At 49.8% G+C, this 19,874-nt stretch carries 21 protein-coding genes and 1 other annotated feature; of the genes, 18 read left to right on the top strand and 3 right to left on the bottom strand.

Annotation, left to right across the window (positions count from 1 at the left end):
• Positions 1-6 precede the first annotated feature (6 nt).
• Both ACFQ03_RS01100 and ACFQ03_RS01105 read left to right on the top strand, forming a co-directional pair.
• On the top strand, positions 7-723 hold the full coding sequence (locus tag ACFQ03_RS01100; protein WP_144933350.1) for a response regulator transcription factor: 717 nt from the start codon (positions 7-9) through the stop codon (positions 721-723).
• Positions 723-2,543: an ATP-binding protein gene (locus ACFQ03_RS01105; RefSeq protein WP_379285559.1), complete on the top strand. Its 1,821-nt coding sequence runs from the start codon at positions 723-725 to the stop codon at positions 2,541-2,543. Before ACFQ03_RS01100 ends, ACFQ03_RS01105 begins: the two co-directional genes overlap by 1 nt.
• Positions 2,544-2,643: 100 nt before the next feature.
• Here ACFQ03_RS01105 and serA read toward each other — a convergent pair whose 3' ends face one another.
• Complete coding sequence (gene serA, locus ACFQ03_RS01110; protein WP_150959799.1) at positions 2,644-4,230, bottom strand: phosphoglycerate dehydrogenase; 1,587 nt, start codon at positions 4,228-4,230, stop codon at positions 2,644-2,646.
• 100 nt (positions 4,231-4,330) lie between these two features.
• Positions 4,331-4,599: a binding site (T-box leader), on the bottom strand.
• 99 nt (positions 4,600-4,698) lie between these two features.
• On the bottom strand, positions 4,699-5,187 hold the full coding sequence (locus tag ACFQ03_RS01115) for an inorganic diphosphatase (protein ID WP_379285561.1): 489 nt from the start codon (positions 5,185-5,187) through the stop codon (positions 4,699-4,701).
• Positions 5,188-5,371: 184 nt separating this feature from the next.
• Here ACFQ03_RS01115 and ACFQ03_RS01120 point away from each other — a divergent pair, with 184 nt between their 5' ends.
• On the top strand, positions 5,372-5,695 hold the full coding sequence (locus ACFQ03_RS01120) for a rhodanese-like domain-containing protein (RefSeq protein ID WP_144933346.1): 324 nt from the start codon (positions 5,372-5,374) through the stop codon (positions 5,693-5,695).
• A gap of 24 nt (positions 5,696-5,719) precedes the next feature.
• Entirely contained in the window at positions 5,720-6,325 is a 606-nt protein-coding gene (locus ACFQ03_RS01125) for a CPBP family intramembrane glutamic endopeptidase (RefSeq protein WP_379285563.1), read from the top strand.
• Between the two features lie 47 nt (positions 6,326-6,372).
• Here the strand turns inward: ACFQ03_RS01125 and ACFQ03_RS01130 are convergent, their stop codons facing one another.
• On the bottom strand, positions 6,373-7,188 hold the full coding sequence (locus ACFQ03_RS01130) for a polysaccharide deacetylase family protein (protein ID WP_144933344.1): 816 nt from the start codon (positions 7,186-7,188) through the stop codon (positions 6,373-6,375).
• A gap of 196 nt (positions 7,189-7,384) precedes the next feature.
• Between ACFQ03_RS01130 and ACFQ03_RS01135 the strand changes: the two genes are divergently transcribed.
• The 14 genes from ACFQ03_RS01135 to der all read left to right on the top strand — a co-directional run bounded on the left by ACFQ03_RS01135 (position 7,385) and on the right by der (position 19,857).
• Positions 7,385-7,750 (top strand): hypothetical protein, encoded by a 366-nt coding sequence (locus ACFQ03_RS01135; protein WP_150959800.1) that lies wholly within the window; start codon positions 7,385-7,387, stop codon positions 7,748-7,750.
• Positions 7,751-8,189: 439 nt separating this feature from the next.
• Positions 8,190-8,798, top strand: coding sequence for a genetic competence negative regulator (locus tag ACFQ03_RS01140; RefSeq protein WP_144933342.1), 609 nt, complete (start codon positions 8,190-8,192; stop codon positions 8,796-8,798).
• Between the two features lie 351 nt (positions 8,799-9,149).
• Entirely contained in the window at positions 9,150-10,400 is a 1,251-nt protein-coding gene (locus ACFQ03_RS01145; RefSeq protein ID WP_144933341.1) for a Glu/Leu/Phe/Val family dehydrogenase, read from the top strand.
• Positions 10,401-11,102, top strand: a complete 702-nt coding sequence (gene prsW / locus ACFQ03_RS01150; protein WP_144933340.1) for a glutamic-type intramembrane protease PrsW — start codon at positions 10,401-10,403, stop codon at positions 11,100-11,102.
• A gap of 53 nt (positions 11,103-11,155) precedes the next feature.
• On the top strand, positions 11,156-11,314 hold the full coding sequence (locus ACFQ03_RS01155) for a hypothetical protein (RefSeq protein WP_186328193.1): 159 nt from the start codon (positions 11,156-11,158) through the stop codon (positions 11,312-11,314).
• Positions 11,315-11,468: 154 nt separating this feature from the next.
• Positions 11,469-12,824, top strand: a complete 1,356-nt coding sequence (gene ypeB, locus ACFQ03_RS01160) for a germination protein YpeB (RefSeq protein WP_144933339.1) — start codon at positions 11,469-11,471, stop codon at positions 12,822-12,824.
• A 136-nt stretch (positions 12,825-12,960) separates the two neighbouring features.
• Positions 12,961-13,605, top strand: coding sequence for a flagellar brake protein (locus tag ACFQ03_RS01165; RefSeq protein ID WP_186328192.1), 645 nt, complete (start codon positions 12,961-12,963; stop codon positions 13,603-13,605).
• 241 nt (positions 13,606-13,846) lie between these two features.
• On the top strand, positions 13,847-14,524 hold the full coding sequence (gene cmk, locus ACFQ03_RS01170) for a (d)CMP kinase (RefSeq protein ID WP_144933337.1): 678 nt from the start codon (positions 13,847-13,849) through the stop codon (positions 14,522-14,524).
• On the top strand, positions 14,524-15,114 hold the full coding sequence (locus ACFQ03_RS01175) for a lysophospholipid acyltransferase family protein (RefSeq protein WP_144933336.1): 591 nt from the start codon (positions 14,524-14,526) through the stop codon (positions 15,112-15,114). The genes cmk and ACFQ03_RS01175 overlap by 1 nt, the downstream gene beginning before the upstream one ends.
• A 105-nt stretch (positions 15,115-15,219) precedes the next feature.
• Complete coding sequence (rpsA, locus tag ACFQ03_RS01180) at positions 15,220-16,467, top strand: 30S ribosomal protein S1 (protein ID WP_186328191.1); 1,248 nt, start codon at positions 15,220-15,222, stop codon at positions 16,465-16,467.
• Positions 16,468-16,669: 202 nt separating this feature from the next.
• On the top strand, positions 16,670-17,290 hold the full coding sequence (locus ACFQ03_RS01185; protein ID WP_379285569.1) for a hypothetical protein: 621 nt from the start codon (positions 16,670-16,672) through the stop codon (positions 17,288-17,290).
• 1 nt (position 17,291) lies between these two features.
• Entirely contained in the window at positions 17,292-18,179 is an 888-nt protein-coding gene (locus tag ACFQ03_RS01190) for a YIEGIA family protein (protein ID WP_144933334.1), read from the top strand.
• Positions 18,180-18,270: 91 nt separating this feature from the next.
• Positions 18,271-18,456: a capping complex subunit for YIEGIA gene (locus ACFQ03_RS01195; RefSeq protein ID WP_186328190.1), complete on the top strand. Its 186-nt coding sequence runs from the start codon at positions 18,271-18,273 to the stop codon at positions 18,454-18,456.
• A 78-nt stretch (positions 18,457-18,534) separates the two neighbouring features.
• Entirely contained in the window at positions 18,535-19,857 is a 1,323-nt protein-coding gene (der, locus tag ACFQ03_RS01200; RefSeq protein ID WP_144933333.1) for a ribosome biogenesis GTPase Der, read from the top strand.
• Positions 19,858-19,874 lie beyond the last annotated feature (17 nt).

Below are 19,874 nucleotides of genomic sequence, written 5' to 3' on the forward strand. Positions count from 1 at the left end.
CAACCGATGTCAGAAACGAATACAACCATCCTGGTGGTCGATGACGAAGAACGCATTCGCCGTCTCCTGAGAATGTATCTGGAGAAGGAAGGTTACGAGATTGATGAAGCGGAGAACGGGGAGATCGCTTTGCAGAAGGCGGTGGATCACGATTATGATCTGATCCTGCTTGACTTGATGCTTCCCGGAATTGACGGAATTGAGGTATGCGCCAGACTCCGGCAGGTGAAATCGACCCCAGTCATCATGCTGACAGCCAAAGGGGAGGAGGCCAACCGGGTGCAGGGCTTCGAGGTAGGAACGGACGATTATGTAGTCAAGCCTTTCAGCCCGCGGGAAGTTATCTACCGGGTGAAAGCGATACTGCGACGCTCGTCCGCAACGGCTTACTTGTCCAAGGATGCCAACTCGAGCAATAATATCGTCTTTCCCCATCTGGTGATCGAGCATGATGCCCACCGGGTGACGGCAGGAGGACAGGAAGTGACACTGACTCCGAAAGAATATGAATTGCTGCACTACCTGGCTATCTCCCCGGATAAAGTATTCTCCCGTGAGGAGCTGCTGAAGGATGTCTGGAACTATGAATTTTTCGGTGACCTGCGGACGGTGGACACCCATGTGAAGAGATTGCGGGAGAAGCTGAACAAAGTCTCCCCCGAGGCGGCTTCCATGATTACTACCGTGTGGGGCGTCGGTTACAAGCTTGAGGTGCCTAAATAGTGTTCATCATTAAGAGCGTGGTAGGCAAGCTTTGGATGACGATTATCGGACTGGTGGCCGTCGTTCTTCTTATTCTCGGATTCTTCTTATTTCGTTACATCGATACCAGCTTTCCGAATGTAAGCAATCAAGAGGAGAACCTGTTGAGGCTTGCTAATAAGATCGCGTCCGAAGCGTCTGCCCACCATAACGACAACCCTTATTTCGAGGCCTTGTCCGAATTGCTCGAAACCCAGGATTCCGGGATGAAGCTTCTGGAACGGGGGGCGATCAGCATGGACGAGCCGCTGTTCATGGCGGGCGACAAAATGATCAAGCTCAAGGAAGTGCTGAAGCCCGAAGAACTGGAGGCAGCATTTGCGGGCGAAACGATTCGCAAGCGATTTTCGGTCTCGATGAACCCATGGCATGGAGGATATGTATATGTGGCGATGCCCTTGTATATCGAAGGGCAGGCCGAGCCGTACTCGGTCATGATCGTTTATCAATCCATGCAGTCGGTCGAGGATACTCAAGTATATGTCAAGCGGCTGTTTGCCCTCGTTTCTTTAATGGGCTTTCTGCTGACGACCTTCTTCGCCTTCTTCCTTATTACCCGGATAACCAAGCCGTTGACCGAGCTGAAGAAAGCGGCCGACTCCATCATCTATGGCCAGTATGACAAAAGAGTTCCTCCCGTCTCCAACGATGAAATCGGCGAGCTGACCCAAACGTTCAATCTGATGGCCGACCGGCTTCAGGGGACGATCAAGGATTTGAACCATGAGAAGCAAAATCTGGCCAGCGTTCTTCACAGTATGGAAGACGCGGTGATTTCCTTTGATCCGGAAGGAAATATCATATTCATCAATCCGCATGGCGAGATGATGATGGAGGATTGGAACGGGCTGGATTGGGACGAGCAGGAAGAAGATGCTATGGCCCCTTATAAAGGGCATATTCCGGACCCTCTGCGCCAGCTGTTTAATGAAGTGGTGAAAGAGACGAAAGGCATCAGCTCCAGGCTCCATGTCAAGAACGGTGTCTGGTCCGTCGTCATGGCTCCGCTGTATTCGGAGGAGCAGGTGCGGGGAGTAGTTGCGGTGATCCGTGACGTTACCGAAGAAACCCGCCTGGAGAAGCTGAGAACGGATTTCGTAGCCAATGTGTCCCATGAGCTGAGAACTCCGTTGTCCATGCTGCAAGGGTACAGTGAGGCTCTGGTGGATGACATTGCGGCATCGCCGGAGGAACGCAAGGAGCTCGCTCAGGTAATTCATGACGAATCCTTGCGGATGGGGCGACTTGTTAAAGATTTGCTGGACTTGGCGCGGATGGAAAACGGCCACATGGAGATGAACCTCCGCGAGGTTAACATTATGGAACTGATCCAGCGTGTGCAGCGCAAGTTTCTTGTGCTTTCCAAAGATCAGGGAATTCGGCTCGAAACCGACCTGCGCTGTCATGACTTGGTGCTCCGCAGTGCGGATGAAGACCGGCTGGAGCAAGTTCTGACGAACTTGCTGGATAATGCCATTCGCCACAGCTCGGAAGGCTCAACCATTACTCTACGCTGCGATAAAGCGGAGTATATGAAAGCCTCGGCTGTAAGGATCCAGATCGAGGATGAAGGCGAGGGTATCCCGCCGGACGCGCTGCCTTATATTTTCGAGCGGTTCTACAAAGCCGACAAGGCGAGGACCAGAGGAGCGGCGGGCGGCACCGGTCTCGGGCTTGCCATCGTCAAGAACATTGTCGACGCGCATCGCGGAACGATTTCCGCGACAAGCACCGTTGGACAGGGAACGACTTTTTCCATCCTGCTTCCGACGGAATCGTAAGCCATTAATCGAAATCAGGCCTCTTCCATTCGTGGAAGAGGCCTGATTTTGTTGAAAAAACGAGACTAATCTTGTTGTACGTGAAACAAACAGTGCCGTTTTACAAAATGATTTGCTTTACTTTCATAATTTCCGGCAGTTTGCTTAATTCGTTGACGACTTCCGCCGAAGCGTGCTTGTCAATGGCCAGAACCATGATTGCGGAGCCGCCCGCTTCCTTCCGTCCCACTTGCATGGATGCGATGTTGACATCGTTCATGCCGAGCAGCGTTCCGACCCGGCCGACCATCCCCGGCTTGTCATTATGCGAGATAAGAAGCATGGCGCCTTCCGGAGATGCATCCACCGTATACTTGTCAATCTTCACAATTCTCTCGCCATAGCCTTCAAGAACGGTTCCCGCCAGTGTCCGGGTTTCTTTATCCGTCTTCAAGGTTACGGTAATCAGATTAGTGAAGCTTTCGGAAGCTGACGATTTCTGCACGACAATTTTGATGTCTCTCAGCTTGGCCATATGCATCGCATTGACGATGTTGACATCTCCGCCCAGGTGATTGGAGAGGAGGCCTTTGACAATGTAACGGTTGAGATGGGTCGTATCCAGGTCGGCCAGCTCGCCGGTGAAGCCTACCGTGATTTCCTGGGCGGGGCCTTCCGTCATTTGACCCAGGAAACGGCCCAGCTTCTCGCTCAGCGCGAAGTACGGCTGTAGCTTGTTCAGCACGATCGGTGGAACAGGAGGCATATTCACCGCATTCTTGAACGGCTCGTTGCGCAGAATATGCAGCACCTCCTCCGAAACATCGATAGCGACGTTCTCCTGGGCTTCCACCGTGGAAGCACCCAGATGGGGGGTGACTACGATTTTCGGATGGTTCAACAGCGGATGGTCCGGAGCCGGCGGTTCTTCTACAAATACGTCAAAGCCCGCTCCCGCTACGATACCTTCCTCGATAGCTTCCACCAGCGCCTGCTCGTTAATAATTCCGCCGCGTGCGCAGTTCACGATGCGCACTCCCTTTTTCATAAGCTGGAATTGCGGACGGTCGATCAAGTTGCGGGTTTCATTCGTCAGCGGAGTATGGACGGTAATAAAATCAGCCTGCGAGGCAATTTCGTCCACCGTGGCCAATTTGACTCCGAGCTTGTCGGCGCGCTCCTGGGTAAGGAACGGATCGTAGCCTACAATCTCCATTCCGAATACTTTGGCTCTTTTGGCCACCTCGCTGCCGATTCGGCCCATACCGATAACTCCGAGCACTTTGTTCCTCAGCTCGACGCCTACGAACGATTTGCGGTCCCATTCGCCGGAGACGGTCTTCTTATAGGCTTGCGGAATTTGCCGCGCAACCGCCATGAGCATGGCGAATGTAAGCTCGCAAGTGGCAATGGTGTTACCGTCAGGAGCGTTAACTACGACAATGCCCCGTTGGGTGGCGGCTTCCAGATCGATATTATCCACGCCGACGCCTGCGCGTCCGATCACTTTCAAGCGGGCGGCCGCCTGCATGATTTTAGCGGTAACCTTGGTCTGGCTGCGGACGAGAAGTGCATCGTATTCGCCAATAATGGCTGTCAGCTCATCCTCGGAAAGCCCCGTCTTCTTGTCTACGATAACATCGTCAGCCTCACTTAGCTGGCGTATGCCCAAATCACTGATTGGATCAGAAACTAACACTTTGTACATGGTTGATTGTCCTCCTCTAAGTCAGTAAGATACCCGGCGGTTGGGAGCAGCCGTGTATTTAAATTAAAAAACTCCCATCTCCTCTATACGGATTCCGTACAGAAGGGACGAGAGTTAACTTTCGTGTTGCCACCCTTATTCGCTGTATGCTTGCGCATGACAGCCTCAGCGGCCATTCGCTGGCCTTGAAGATAACGGCTTCTGCCGACCGCACCTACTTCGAAGCATGATGGGGAATAGGATCCTTCTCATCCGCTCGTTGTTCAGCGCAGCAACTCCGGAATGCTCCGCATAATTATCACCGCCGATTCACACCGACCATCGGCTCTCTGAAGGCTTCCTTACGCTTGGTTCCATCACTGTTATGTTGCGTTATTGATTTTTTCATAATGTACCATGCAAGTCCGCAAAGGTCAACAACTAATTAAAGACAATTTTGTGTCAACTTGTTCCCGGCCGGCTTCCGCTTTACTTCCCGCTGTGTCTATCCAGGCATTCCTGGTATAGATTGGCGGCGAAAGCGGCATCCTTCCAGCCTTCGATAACGGTCTTCTTATTTTCCAAATCTTTATAAACCTCGAAGAAATGGGCGATTTCCTTAAGCTTGTGCTGAGGGATATCCTCCAACGAATTTACGCCGTCATAGCGCGGATCGTTCACGGGAACGCCTAACAGTTTCTCATCCGGTCCTTTATCATCCGTCATAATGAGGACGCCGATCACGCGGGCTTCGATTACGCATCCGGGGAACGTCGGGAATGAAGTCAGAACGAGAATGTCCAGCGGGTCCCCGTCCAGCGCCAGTGTGTTCTTCAAATAACCGTATTCGGCCGGATAATGCATTGGAGAATACAGCACCCGGTCCAGAATGAAGGCTCCCTTGTCTTCATCGTACTCGTACTTGTTCTGACTTCCTGTTGGAATTTCAATGAAAGCATCTACGACTAAATTTGACATGTTCTTTCCTCCTTAAACTCTAACCATTCCTACTGGAATGTAAGGCTTTTACCGAAACTTACCGTTTATTATTTTATAGTAAGCTGCTCGGCAAAAGCAATCATTGTCCGCTTGAATTCGTCTTTTTTTTTCGTTATCCTTCAAATAAGCTTCATAAAGCTCATTGGCAGAAAGGAAGATCCGCATGATTCACCATAATATAACACCGGAAGATTTCGACCGCAAGCTAAAGGCGGGGGAATTGGCTGCAGATCTTATTGTCGATGTCAGGGAGCAGGAGGAATGGGATTATTATCACCTGGAGGAAGCGGTACACATCCCAATGAATAGTATTCCCGAAAGAATGAAGGAGCTTCCATCCGATAATCTGATTTATATTGTATGCGCCCATGGTGTCAGAAGCGAGATGGTCGTCCGCTACCTGCTGCAGAACGGATTGGAGAATGTCGTTAATGTAATTGGGGGGATGGCGGCAGTTTCCGGTCTCCGCGGTTTTATTTACGACTAGCTGTTACAGCGCGAAAGGGATTCTATGAAAAAGTGGAAGCTAAAATTTAAGAAATGGAAGGCAGGGCAGGTCGATATCAGCAGGCTGGATGACCGGGTGATTCTGCTAAATTTATATTTCACTCAGTTAGCGTGCCTGCTGCTGGCTCTTATTCTTATCCTGTTTCAGAAGAACAACGGGTTGTCGTCCCTGCTGAGTATTACGGATCCTATTCAGGCCGTCCTTTGGGGAGCGGGGTTCGCGTTGGTTGTCCTGGCGGCGGATATGCTGATTTCCCGCTGGGTGCCGGAGGAAGTGACGGATGATGGCGGGATTAATGAGAAGATGTTTGGCAGGAGGCCCCTATGGCATATTCTAATTTTGTGCTTCATAGTGGCGGTTTGTGAGGAGTTGCTGTTTAGAGGGGCTCTGCAGCATTGGATGGGCCCTTATTGGACCAGCATACTCTTTGCGGCTATCCATGTCCGCTATCTTCAGCATTGGCTGATGACGGGCCTCGTGTTTTGCATCAGCTACGGCCTGGGCTGGATCTTCATCCATACCGGGACGCTGTGGACCCCGATCATCGCCCATTTCCTAATCGATCTGGTGATGGGCTGTATAATAAGATTTAAGAAGGATGCGGCGTAACGGACTTGTCTTCCGCCGCAATCCGCCATCAGGCAGCGGATAGCCTCTCAAGGGCTATCCGTTTCTATTGTGCGGGGATCAATGAATCCGTAGCCTTCCTCTTCGAGTTTGTCCAGCAAGGTGTCCAGCGCCTCAACGGTCCATGGGAGCTCATGCATGAGAATATTGCTTCCCGGATGAAGCTGGTCCAGAACATTTTGAATAACGACCTCCGGCTTGTTCTTGGCCGATGCGTCCCAGTCCAGGGAGCCGTTGGACCAGGTCATGAAGAGCGCTCCTTCTTCCTTCACCTTCTCCTTCACGTAGTCGTTCGCCGAACCGAACGGAGGGCGGAAAAACTTCGGCGCACTGCCGACCATCTCGGCGACAATCTTCTGAACGTCTTCAATTTGCTGATCAATCGTTTCCTTGCTTTCGTTTTTCAAATCAATATGGTCCCAAGAATGATTCCCAATGATTTGCCCCCGATCGTGGATCAACTGGAGCAGCTCGGGGTTCTGTTTAATCCGATAGCCATTGACGAAAAAAATCGCTTTGGCCTCATGCTTGTCGAGGGTGTCCAGCATGGATTCAATCATTTCCTTATCCTTCGGGCCATCGTCAAAAGTCAGCAGCACCATCTTCTTGTTTCCATCGGGATCTAAAGGAGTCAGGGCGTAATTGTCTTTCATCCGATAGGCAATGGCAGGAGCCTCCGGAACGGGCTCAGGTGTCGGATCTGCCGGCGGCTCCGGAGACGGAACCGGCGTAGCGGACGGTATCGGATCCGCAGGTGAAGCAGACGGCCCGTTCGCGGCGGAAGGAGCGGAGCAAGCCGTGAGGAGAACCGTCCCCAGAGTAAGAACTATCCAAGTCTTTTTCATAAATATCTCTCCCATGATTAATTAAAATCGTAATTAAACTGCGTAAAAATAAACCGGATTACCCTATTGTAACTAAGATCGGCATGAAATCCCAGCCCGGCGGAGGTTTCCTGTTTTTCACGGCGATAAGTTTGATATAGCAGGCAAACAATAAATTGTGAACCGGAATCAAGTAACTATTAGGGAGGCGAAATCAATGCGCATGGCCACTTTTTTAATGGGTGGAATTGCAGGAGCAGCGGCAGCCATCTATGTCAGCCGCAACCGCGATAAAGTTTGGTCCGGACTTGTCCAAGCTGCCGGTTCAGCTCAGAAGATGATGTCCAATTCCAAAGTTTTCGGATTTGCTTCAGCAACCAGCCAGACCGGAGCTTCGAGCGAACCAAAGCAGCCTGAAGCCAAGACTGCCGGCAGCATCGCTGATAATACGCAAACGTCCAAGTATCAGCTCAAGGACGTTGAGGAAATTGTTAGCAAGGATCCCGAGCTTACAGCGACGGTGCAGGAAATATTGGAGCATAATCAGAACCAAAAGTCGGAATTCAGCCCTATTCGCTCTTAAGCTGACTTCATGAGCACAGGCCTAGCGGTAAGTTGTCCCGCTAGGTTTTTTATCCAAATTGAAAGTATAAGTTCAAATGTGTTTGTGGGATGAATTACCATTTAACTCCTGATATTTACGATTCTGCATGCCGCCGTCAGACAGTACGGTTTATTTTCCGGGCGGCCGTAAATCGAAGAAGCGAATACATAATTAGTAAAGCTTTTTTATAGATCATTTATTAGGCCCCCAATTGTAAAACCAAAGAAAGGAATACGCTGCCGAAATAAACTATTATCCCTCAATCTTTTTGCAACAAATTGGCCATAAAGAAGAAGAACATGCTATAATAATAGTGCTATAAACTTTTATACAATCCAAAGCACAATTAATCATATTTTTCATAATCTGTTATTAGGGGTTCCAAACGACAGATGTGAAAGTAGAAGGGGGGTCCTATATGAAGATTGAGCGGTTAAGTTCGGATAAAATAAGAATTTTCCTAACCTTTGACGATTTGACCGAACGCGGTATTCAGAAGGAAGATATGTGGCGAGAAATTCCCAAGGTTCATGAACTGTTCAGCGAAATGATGGAGCAGGCTTATTCGGAACTCGGGTTCGACGCGACAGGTCCCCTTGCTGTAGAAGTGTTCGCACTGCCTGCCCAAGGAATGGTGGTCATCGTTACGAGAGGGAAGATGAACGGCTCCGATTCCCAGGACTCTCTCTTGGATGAAGAGGAAGATATCTATGAGATGGAGGTAACACTGGAGCAAAGCGATACGATCTCCTACGTCTTCCATGACTTTGAAGAGCTGCTCAGAATGGCGAAGGTGATTAACCCGCTCGTTAAGGACGGCGGTACGCTTTACTCTTACCAGAATAAATGGATTCTTCAGCTTGATCCGGCAGGAATGGATGAGAAAGACAGTAATTACCAGGCGATTATTGCTGTTTTGTCGGAATATGGGGACGCAGCCTCGGTAACTCCGGCTGTATTGGAGGAATACGGGAAAGCAGTCATCCGGCAGGACGCCATTCAAGTTTTGTGTACTCATTTCAAGTGACATAAATATTTCAGGCATCTTCAAAAACTTCTGTTTTTGACGGATGCTTTTTGCTGCGTCAGGAATCCCGGGGCTTAGCGCTGTATAACCAGACTTGGCTTCGATCCATATAGAAAACTTTATTATCCTCGTGGACCAGGCAGATACCGGCGGGCGTTCACCATTCCAAATCCTATACACGACCCGTCATCCTGTGTGGACAAGCCTGAAAAAAATGTCGAAATCCGGTTGATTTTGTGGAAACATCCTGAGGCTTGGTGGTATGCTAGTAACAGCGACTGCTGGATAGAGACGACGGTGATTGGCCGCGGGGCGGCTTAGCACGATCATTCTTTGAACGGAGTGGAATCCATGGGAGGAACAGAAAATTTAAATGTGTTGCATTCGACTCAAGTAGTAGTGAAAGAGGCACTGACCAAACTGGGTTATTCGGAGGAAATGTTCGAGCTTCTCAAAGAACCGTTACGTATGCTTACCGTCCGCATTCCCGTCCGGATGGATGACGGCAAGATTAAAGTCTTTACCGGATACCGGGCCCAGCATAACGATGCCGTAGGCCCCACTAAAGGAGGAGTTCGCTTTCATCCCGACGTGACCGAGGACGAAGTGAAGGCTCTGTCCATCTGGATGAGTCTGAAGTGCGGCATTGTTAACTTGCCGTACGGCGGGGGTAAGGGCGGTATTATCTGTGACCCGAGAGAGATGTCGTTCGGCGAATTGGAGAGGCTGAGCCGCGGCTATGTCAGAGCCATCAGCCAATTGGTCGGACCGACCAAGGATATTCCGGCGCCCGATGTGATGACGAACTCCCAGATCATGGCTTGGATGCTGGATGAATACAGCCGGATTCGCGAATTTGACGCTCCGGGATTCATTACCGGAAAGCCGATTGTGCTTGGAGGCTCGCAGGGAAGGGAAACGGCGACGGCCAAAGGGGTTACCATCATGATCGATCAGGCGCTCAAGAAGCGGGGAATCGATGTGAAGGATGCCCGCATCATTATCCAAGGATTCGGCAATGCGGGAAGCTACCTGGCTAAGATGATGCACGAAGCGGGAGCCAAAGTGCTCGGTATTTCAGACGTATATGGCGCGCTCTATGACGAGAAGGGCCTGGATATAGAATATTTGCTCGATCGAAGAGATTCCTTCGGGACAGTCACCAAATTATTCAGCAACACGATTTCGAATAAAGAGCTTCTCGAACAGCCTTGCGATATACTTGTTCCTGCCGCGATCGAGAATCAGATTACTCATGAGAACGCCCATCTGATCAAAGCGGGAATTGTCGTTGAGGCCGCCAACGGACCGACAACGCTCGAGGCGACCAAAATATTGACGGAACGGGGAATACTTCTTGTTCCGGACGTTCTGGCCAGTGCCGGAGGCGTAGTCGTATCTTATTTCGAGTGGGTCCAGAACAATCAGGGCTATTACTGGACGGAGGAAGAGGTTTACAAGAAGCTTCATGAGGTTATGATTCAAGGCTTCGAGAACGTTTATCAATTGCATCAGACACGCGGAGTAGATATGAGATTGGCCGCTTATATGGTAGGAGCAAGAAAAATGGCGGAAGCGGCGAAATTCCGGGGCTGGGTCTAAATGCTCTGGCTGTCGCTTCTGACGGCTGCGATTGCGCCAGGAATGGCACTCCTAGTTTACTTTTATCTTAAGGACCGGTATGATCCCGAGCCTGTGCACATGGTGGCCAGAATGTTTTTGTTCGGGGCGCTGCTCGTGTTTCCGACCATGGTGCTGCAGCGGGCGCTTGTTCTTGGATTGGGAGAGAGTCCTGTATTATATTCCTTCGTATATTCTGCCGGAGTTGAAGAGTTTTTTAAATGGTTCGTGCTTTACTTCGTTCTATACAAGCATGCGTTTTTCGATGAGCCTTACGATGGAATTGTATATTCCGTTGCCGTATCGGCAGGTTTTGCGACGGTGGAGAATGTTTTTTACGCGCTGTTGAATTTTGTCACATTCTCGGATTTGCTTCTTCGGGCTTTGCTCCCCGTTTCGGGTCATGCTCTGTTCGGAGTATCCATGGGATATCATCTGGGCAGAGCGAAGTTTTCCCAACAACGAGAGAAACGCTTTCTACTATTTGCCATATGTATCCCTATATTGTATCACGGGTTATTCGATTACATCCTGCTGCTGAGAACCAACTGGATGTTTTTGATCGCTGTGTTTATGGTATTTTTGTGGGTAAGAAGCTTGCGCAAGGTGCGCAAAGCGAATGACAGATCCTCCCGTCGGCACCTTCATCCGCAGGAAGAGGTTAAAATGTCCACATTCAGCTAATAATGACGGATATCAGAATTAGTTGAATACCTTTCGGGAAGGATGGATGAGGCTTGCATCCACGTGTCAAAGTAAGCATTCGCTGCAAAGCGTGCGGTGAGCGGTTCGTGCTGAAGGGAAACCGGGAGAAGGGACGGATCGAAACCGGGTTCAAACGTTGTTTGTGCGATAATGAAAGAGATTTTGATATCGACATACTGGATTACGACTGAGAACAGAGGCTGTGAAGCCTCTGTTTTGTTGTGTTGTCCTTCCATAGCCTGTGGGGCAGGGCGATTAATCTATCCCTCCGGGCATGAATAAAGCCTTTCCTTTTAACGAAAGCTATGTGCATCTAATGCTGATTTAAAAGGAGAGAATATAAGTATGTATAAGCGATTGAGCGCTGTAATGTTCCCGATACTACTCATTGCTCTAATCGGAACGGGGGTGTGGGGCTACCAGGAGAACCGGGAGAAGAATACGGTATTAATCAAGGCGGAGAATCAATACCAGAGAGCGTTCCATGACCTGACCGCTCACATGGATAAACTGCATACCGAGCTTGGCAATACGCTCGCAGTGAATTCCGGATCCCACGATATGTACCGGAAAGGGCTTGTCAATGTCTGGAGAATTACCAGTCAGGCGCAGAATGAAATCAGCCAGCTTCCTTTAACACTGCTGCCCTTCAATAAAACGGCTCTTTTTCTGGACAATATCTCCAAATTTTCGTACCGTACTGCTGTAAGAGATCTATCCAAGCAGCCTCTGAATGAGGAAGAATCGAAGGCTTTGTTTACCCTATATGAAAGGGCCAAAGAGATCAGAGACGAGCTGCGAGGCGTCCAGGATCAGATTATCGCCAACAATCTGCGCTGGATGGATGTAGAGGTGGCGGTAGCTTCGCAGGGGCAGAAGCTGGACAACGTCATTGTGGACGGTTTTCAATTGGTGGACCAGAAGGTAAGCCAATATCCGGAAGTGGATTGGGGACCGACGATGGCCACCGTTAACCAGGACAAGTCGTTCTCCGCTTTATCGGGAGACGAAGTGACAGCGGAAGAGGTGAAGCAACGGGCCGTACAATTTCTTGGAGTTCAGGATGACGGAAGTCTGCAGGTTAATGAGAATGGAGCCGGCACCGAGGCGAACACCTTCTCCGTGTCCGGCGTGAAGCCGGGTACCGACCGGGAAGTCCACCTGGATTACACGAAGAAGGGCGGCCAGTTGATCTGGTATATGGCACCGAGAGAAGTTACGGAGAAGACGATAGACCTTCGGGCAGCCCGCGATTCGGCATTGGAGTTTCTGGATCATCACGGCTTTTCTACGATGGCTCCGGTGTCTGTAGACGAATATGCCAATGTAGCGAGTCTTACCTTTGCCAACCGGATTAACGACGTAGTGGTGTATCCCGAGAAGATGGTTGTTGAAGTGGCCCTGGACAACGGGGAAGTACTTGGACTGCATGCCGCCGATTATGTTCTCGAGCACAAGGACAGGGAGATCGGGAAGCCATCCTTAACCGAGGAAGAAGCACGCAAATCGTTAAATACGCAATTTGAGGTGACGGGAACCCGTTTATGTCTCATTCGCAACGATATGGATCAGGAAACGCTCAGCTATGAATTTACTGGAAAAGTTAACGGCTCAAACTATAAAATATTTATAAATGCAAACAGCGGTGTTGAGGAAAAAGTGGAGCCCCTGCGCCAGCAAGATGTTGTAGCAGCTCAATAAAAACCGGCGGTAAATATTGGGAAGGAGTCCTTGAGTTCCAGGGCTTCTTCTTTTTTTTGCTTGTAAAGGGCTTTTTTGTCAAGAACAAAATGGTATAATAGAACTAGGTATTAATACCTATTGGGAGGTGGAGGACTTGCTTCCAGATATCAATCAAGTTATTTCGTTATACATTCTGTCCTGTGGCGAGGATGGAACCGGACAAGAATATAAATCGCGTATAGCCGATGTTTCGGACGATGCTCTGGATATCCAAATTCCTATTCACGAAACAACCGGCCGTTTAAAGCGTCTACATATAGGAGATGAATTGGAAATCGTATTTATTGCCGAAGGAGGAATGAAATATTATTTTCCATCCCGCGTCCTCGGTTACCGCAAAGATAACATAGACTTAATTAGATTGAAGAAACCCGAACCGGGTACAGTGAGCAAAATTCAGCGGCGCAGTTTCCTTCGCGTCCCCGCTCAGCTGGAGTTGATTATGGAGGTACAAGGGCGGCCTGCGGTTCGTGCCATCACGGAAGATATAAGCGGTGGAGGAGTTTCCTTCCGTTGTCCTGGTGAACTGTCCTATTCCCAAGGAGGACTAGTGGAGGGTCGGCTTAAGCTGCCTCAGTCAATGGAAGAAGTCCGGTTTGCAGGCCATATGGTGCGGCGAGCAGAGTCAGAGAACGGAAAACCAATCATTATAGTACAGTTTGCGGAAATCGCCGAACGGGATCGACAGAGCATCATCCGATATTGCTTCAAAAAGCAGATCGATATCCGTAAAAGGTGATGTTTTTGCAATGATGACTTTGATTATGGTATAATCTTGAGCGTTGGCAGGCTTCTTGCGCCTGTTTTGGATGACCGGATCAGGTTATATTATCGGGCAGAGAAGAGATTTTTCCAGCTTTATCTGCCGGGTTATAGTCAACGGTCTGTTATCTTTCTTATTGCCCGGGGCCGCTATTGGACCTGTGCAATATAGAAGGAAAGTATTAAGCGGTTGGCAGATTTTATGGGAGGCACTACTTTTGGAGAAAATTAATGTTGCTCTAGACGGCCCTGCAGGAGCGGGCAAAAGCACGGTAGCTCGGCACGTGGCTAAAGCTATGGATTATATTTACGTCGATACGGGAGCTATGTACCGGGCAATCACCTGGAAAGCGCTTCAACTTGGAATTCGTCCTGAAGATACAGAAGCGGTTATCGAAACCGCACGTAATATGAAACTGGAATTGTTCGCTCACGAGTCCGGACAACAGGTTTATGTGGACGGAGAGAATGTGACAGAGCTTATCCGGTCGCAAGAGGTGAACCGGGCCGTATCCATCATTGCACAAATTCCTGAAGTGCGGCAGCTGCTTGTGGAGAAGCAGAAGAAAATAGCCGCGGCCAAAGGGGTCGTCATGGATGGAAGAGATATAGGTTCCTCAGTGCTTCCCGACGCCGAGGTGAAGATTTTCTTAACTGCAAGTCCGAGAATTCGTGCTGAACGCCGCTTCAAGGAAATGAATCAGCCGGGAATCGACCTGGACGAGCTGGAGAAGCAAATTTGCCAAAGAGACGAGATGGATCGTAATCGGGTACATTCTCCGCTTGTTCAAGCTGAAGATGCGGTGCTTCTAGACACTTCGGACATGGATTTGAACGAGGTGGTTGAAGCGGTGCTCAAGCTATGCCGATCTAAAGTGACGGGGGAAGGTAATTAATGCTGTATCGTGTATGCAGAGCCTTATTAAGGGGGATTTTTGCCGTCCTGTACCGATTGGAAGCCAAGGGACTGGAAAATATTCCGGAAAGCGGTCCTGTGATTCTGTGTGCCAATCATATCAGCAATTTCGACCCTCCGGTTGTCGGCATACCTGTTAACCGCAAGGTCCACTATATGGCGAAGCAGGAATTATTCAACATTCCGGGATTCGGATGGCTCATTCACAAGCTCGGGGCTTTCCCGGTCAAACGGGGAGGAGTCAGCAAGGAATCGATCCGCCTGTCCATTCAGCTGCTGAAAGACGGCAACGTCCTCGGGATTTTTCCGGAAGGAACCCGCAAGAATGCAGGGGGAATGGGGAAGAAAGGGGCCGCCATGCTGGCTATTAAAGCCCAGGCGACCGTCATTCCGGTCGGCATCGTCGGCAGCTACGCTCCTTTTTCTAAAATGATCGTGCTTTATGGGGCGCCAGTTGATCTAACCGAATTCGCTGAAGGCGGCTCGGAGGATTTGGAAAAAGCGACCGAGAAGATCATGACAACGATTCGCGCGATGATCGCCGATCATAAAAATTCGGCGAAAAATTGATTGCTGCGCATGGACATGGTATCTTGGAATTATACAGCTTTTAAAAAATTGTCTATCATGCCCATCTTTACATATATGGGTTGCTAAACGAGGAGGTAATTGACAATGTCTGAGGAAACAAAAATGCATGAGAACACACCTGAAGAAAACACGGAGGCCAACGCGGAGCAAACCGCAGAGGCGGAAGCAGGATATGCCAACATTACCGCACTGAAAAAAGGCGATACCGTACAAGGTAAAGTCGTTAAAGTAGATAACGATCAAGCATTTGTCGATATCGGCTACAAATATGACGGAATCATCCCATTGCGCGAGCTGTCTTCCATTCCGCTGGAAAATGCGGCTGCTGCCGTAGAAGTAGGTCAAGAGGTGGAATTGAAGGTAGTAACGATTGATGACGAGAAGGAGAAGCTCGTCTTGTCCAAGCGTGCTGTCGACAGCGAGAAGGCTTGGGATGAATTGCAAGCTAAGCTGGACAGCCAGGAAACGATCGAAGCCGCTGTGGCCGACGTCGTTAAAGGCGGTCTTGTCGTAGACGTAGGACTTCGCGGCTTTGTTCCCGCCTCGATGGTGGAGCGCCATTATGTCGAAGATTTCAGTGACTATAAAGGACGCACCCTGCGCCTGAAAGTGAAAGAGCTCGATCGCGAGAAGAACAAAGTCATCCTGTCCCAGAAGGATGTTCTGGATGAAGAATTCGAAGCCAACAAGCAAAGAATTTTGAACAGCATCGAAGTAGGGCAGGAAATTGAAGGAGCCGTTCAGCGTCTGACTCCTTTCGGCGTATTCGTAGACATCGGCGGAATCGATGGGCTGGTCCATATTTCGGAAATGGCTTGGCATCATGTTGAGCAGGCATCCGAGCTTGTTAAGGAAGGCGATATTGTGAAGGTGCAGGTGCTTAAGGTAGATCCGGAGAACGAGCGGATCAGCCTGAGCATGAAGGCTGTTCAACCCGGACCTTGGGAGCAGCTCGGCGATCACATTCAACCAGGGGCCATCGTACCCGGTACGGTTAAGCGTCTTGTAAGCTTCGGAGCGTTTGTTGAGATTGCTCCGGGAGTTGAGGGGCTTGTCCACATTTCTCAAATCGCTCACCGTCATATCGGAACCCCGCATGAGGTACTGGAAGAAGGACAGGAAATCAATGTTAAAATTCTGGACCTCAATCCTGCGGAAAAGCGTGTCAGCCTGAGCATTAAAGAAACGGAAGAAGCTCCTGCCGCTCCGCCGAAATCGGAGAAGCCCCGCAAGGAGAAAGATTCTGCCAATGATTATGTGGCTCAACCTAACCAAAGCCTGAGCCTGACGCTCGGCGAGCGTTTCGGCGACAAGCTGAGCAAGTTTAAGTAATACTACCATCGACAGACGGGTCTGCGGATCCGTCTGTTTCTTTGCAGTTCGCCATTCAGCATCCTGGTACTGATCCGACATAAAGTTGGATCAGTACCAGGATGCTTTTTTCTATTTCGGACAAGGGCAGGATGGGAAACGGCCTATTGATCCATACTAAAATTGCAAGTGTCAGGGAAAAATATAGCGCAGGTGAGCCGAAATGAATCCGGGATACTTGTCCTACATATTAATTTGTATAACCGTTATCTTGTTGGTGAGCGGTTGGAAGGATGCACTGCTTAGAGGCGTTTCCGCCAGAGCGATCACTTTGTTTTTCATCGGCTGCTTTGCCCTTTCCGAAGTGAAGTTTTCTCTCGGGCAATGGACAATAAGCGGACCCTACGCCGGACTTGTTATCTTGTTCTTCTTCTTGCTGTTGGCCCTTCCCGAAGAGATATCCGTCTTCTACTTGATGGCCTGCGGACTTACACTCGGCCTGTTTTATTTCCTTGCGAACGGAATATCGCTATCTTTGGCCGGGCTGCCCGGAAGCTCCCAGCTTTGGTTGGGCTTGCTCATCGGTTTGCTTGTTATCAGCCTGTATCGAAATCCGATTGCCCAATTGGCCTGTATCACTCTATGCATTCTTTCCGGCAGTTTGCTGCAAATGTATTCCCATGCTTCATTGGCCGGTTATAGACTCGGCTTCGGGCATATGAAGGATCATTGGTGGCTGTTTGCCTTCAGCGCGAGAATCATAACGGCAGCGTTGGGATACATTGCTTTGATGACAAGAACGTGGTTCCAGCAATGGACAGAGGCCCGGAAGGAGAAAGAATAGCATGCGCTTAATTATCGAGAACCAATTTCTGACTGGGGTAATCATAGGAGTTTTATACGGAGTATTGACCCGTATCATGCTTCTTCGTACAGATTACCGCCAATATCCTACTTATCCTCACGGCCGGATAATCCATATTTCGTTGGGAGTGATTGCGGCGGGCCTTGGTGCTGTAGCGGTCCCTTCTTTGCTGGGCAAAGATTATACGGCCGTTACATTTCTCTCGCTGGCAGCCCAGCAGTTTCGCGACGTCCGCAATATGGAGAGGGAAACCTTGTCCAAGCTGGATGAGATGGAGCTCGTACCACGGGGAGCATCTTATATCGAAGGCATTGCAATGGTATTCGAAGGGAGGAATTACCTGGTTATTTTTACCGCATTCGTGACGACGCTGCTCAGTGTTTTGTTCGCCTGGTATTGGGGAGTTCTGTTCGGTTTGTTGGCATTATTCATAAGCTTCCGGTTCCGGTCGGGCAAGACGGTAGGCGCTATTGCGGATGTCCGCTGTGCGGAAGTGAGAGTGGAAGGCCCCAATCTGTATGTCGGAGACATTTATATCATGAACGTGGGCCTGGAGGAATCGCAGAAGCTGATTGCCAAGCGAGGATTGGGGTTGATCGCCACTCCGAGAAGCACCAACGGCCGGTTAGCTCTGGCCAATCTTGGACAGCGGCAGGCGCTGCTGCATGACTTGTCAACCATCTTGGGGATTTACCGCGATTCCGGAGAGCCGTCCCTTATCCCCTTGTCGAAGCTGGACATTAACGATGGCCGGCTGGGCGTCTTCCTCATGCCTATCGACAGAGACGGGACAAAGGCGGAGAAAGTATTCCTCAACGTTCCACTGCTGGAAAGTGCGATAAAGATGCCCAACCAGGCGAAAATATAATCCGGATTTGCGGAGGCAAGTACAGCAGGAAAAACGAGGAAAGACAAGAAAGCCTGCCATCACCGGTTAGTTGGAAAGGATGATGAAGACGATGGACATCAAGCCGATTCTGGCAATTATAACGATGCACAAAGACAAGGTCAACGCGGGCGGAGCCCCTTTATTTATTACGGAAAATAAAGAGGAGCTGCAGACGGTAGCCTTCAAGCTGGAGAAAATACTGGATGCCATGGCCCATGATTTAGAGAACGGGACGATGATCATCGTTAAACATTAATTAGCCATTTATAAGCATTTTTGCTATGATGGAGAATGGATAAAAAAGAGTAAGCATGGAGTATAGGGAGTGGATGGAATGGCAAAACCCGTTATTGCCATCGTTGGCCGTCCCAATGTCGGCAAGTCAACGATCTTCAATTGGATCGTGGGCGACCGGATGGCCATCGTGGAAGATAAACCCGGGATTACAAGAGACAGGCTATACGGAACCGGTGAATGGCTCGGAACATCCTTTAATGTCATCGATACCGGCGGTATAGAATTGGATGGAGAAGATTCGATCCTTAGATCGGTGCGGGTTCAAGCCGAATTAGCGATAGAAGAGGCCGATGTCATTCTGTTCATGGTGGACGGCAAGGCAGGCGTCACGCCGGACGATGAAGAAATCGCGCGCATCCTGTTCAAATCGGGCAAGCCGGTTGTGCTGGCCGTTAATAAAGTGGACAATATCCAGAGACAGGAGCTCATTTATGAGTTTTACAGCCTGGGCTTCGGCGATCCGATTGCCATCTCGGGTGCTCACGGGTTGGGATTGGGAGACATGCTGGAAGCCGCAGCCCGACATTTTCCCCCGGAGACGGAGGATCCTTATGGCGATGAGGTTATCAAGGTTGCTTTGATCGGCCGCCCCAACGTCGGCAAATCTTCTCTGGTTAATGCCATATTGGGTGAAGAAAGGGTCATTGTCAGCGATGTCGCCGGGACGACTCGCGATGCGATAGATACCCCGTTCGAGAAAGACGGACAGCAGTATGTGCTGATCGATACGGCCGGAATGCGCAAGCGGGGCAAGGTATATGAAACAACGGAGAAATACAGCGTCATGAGGGCGATGAAGGCGATAGAACGCGCTGACGTGGCTCTGATTGTCATTAACGCGGAGGAGGGAATAATCGAGCAGGATAAGCATATTGCCGGGTACGCCCATGAGGCCGGCAAGGCCAGCATCTTCGTTGTCAACAAGTGGGATGCGATTGAGAAAGACGACAAATCTACACAGCAGTTTACGCAAAAAATAAGAGATCATTTTTTGTTCATGCCTTATGCGCCGGTGCTTTTCGTTTCGGCGAAGACGAAGCAGAGGCTGAACAGGCTGATGCCGGTTGTGTCTGAGGTGGCTGAGAATCATGCGGCACGCATAACGACGCACCTGTTGAATGATGTCATTATGGATGCCGTAGCGATTAATCCGCCGCCAACCGACAAAGGCAAAAGACTGCGAATCAATTATGTGACTCAAGTAGCTGTCAAGCCTCCCACTTTCGTTATATTCGTTAACAACCCCGAATTGATGCATTTTTCCTATGAGCGGTATTTGGAGAACAAAATACGGGGGTCGTTTAACTTCGAGGGGACTCCGGTACGAATCATTACTCGCAAAAAGTCTTCGGATGAATAAGGTTAAGGGGGAGCGCG

This window comes from Paenibacillus residui, assembly GCF_042677205.1.
Taxonomy (GTDB): Bacteria; Bacillota; Bacilli; order Paenibacillales; family NBRC-103111; genus Paenibacillus_L; species Paenibacillus_L residui.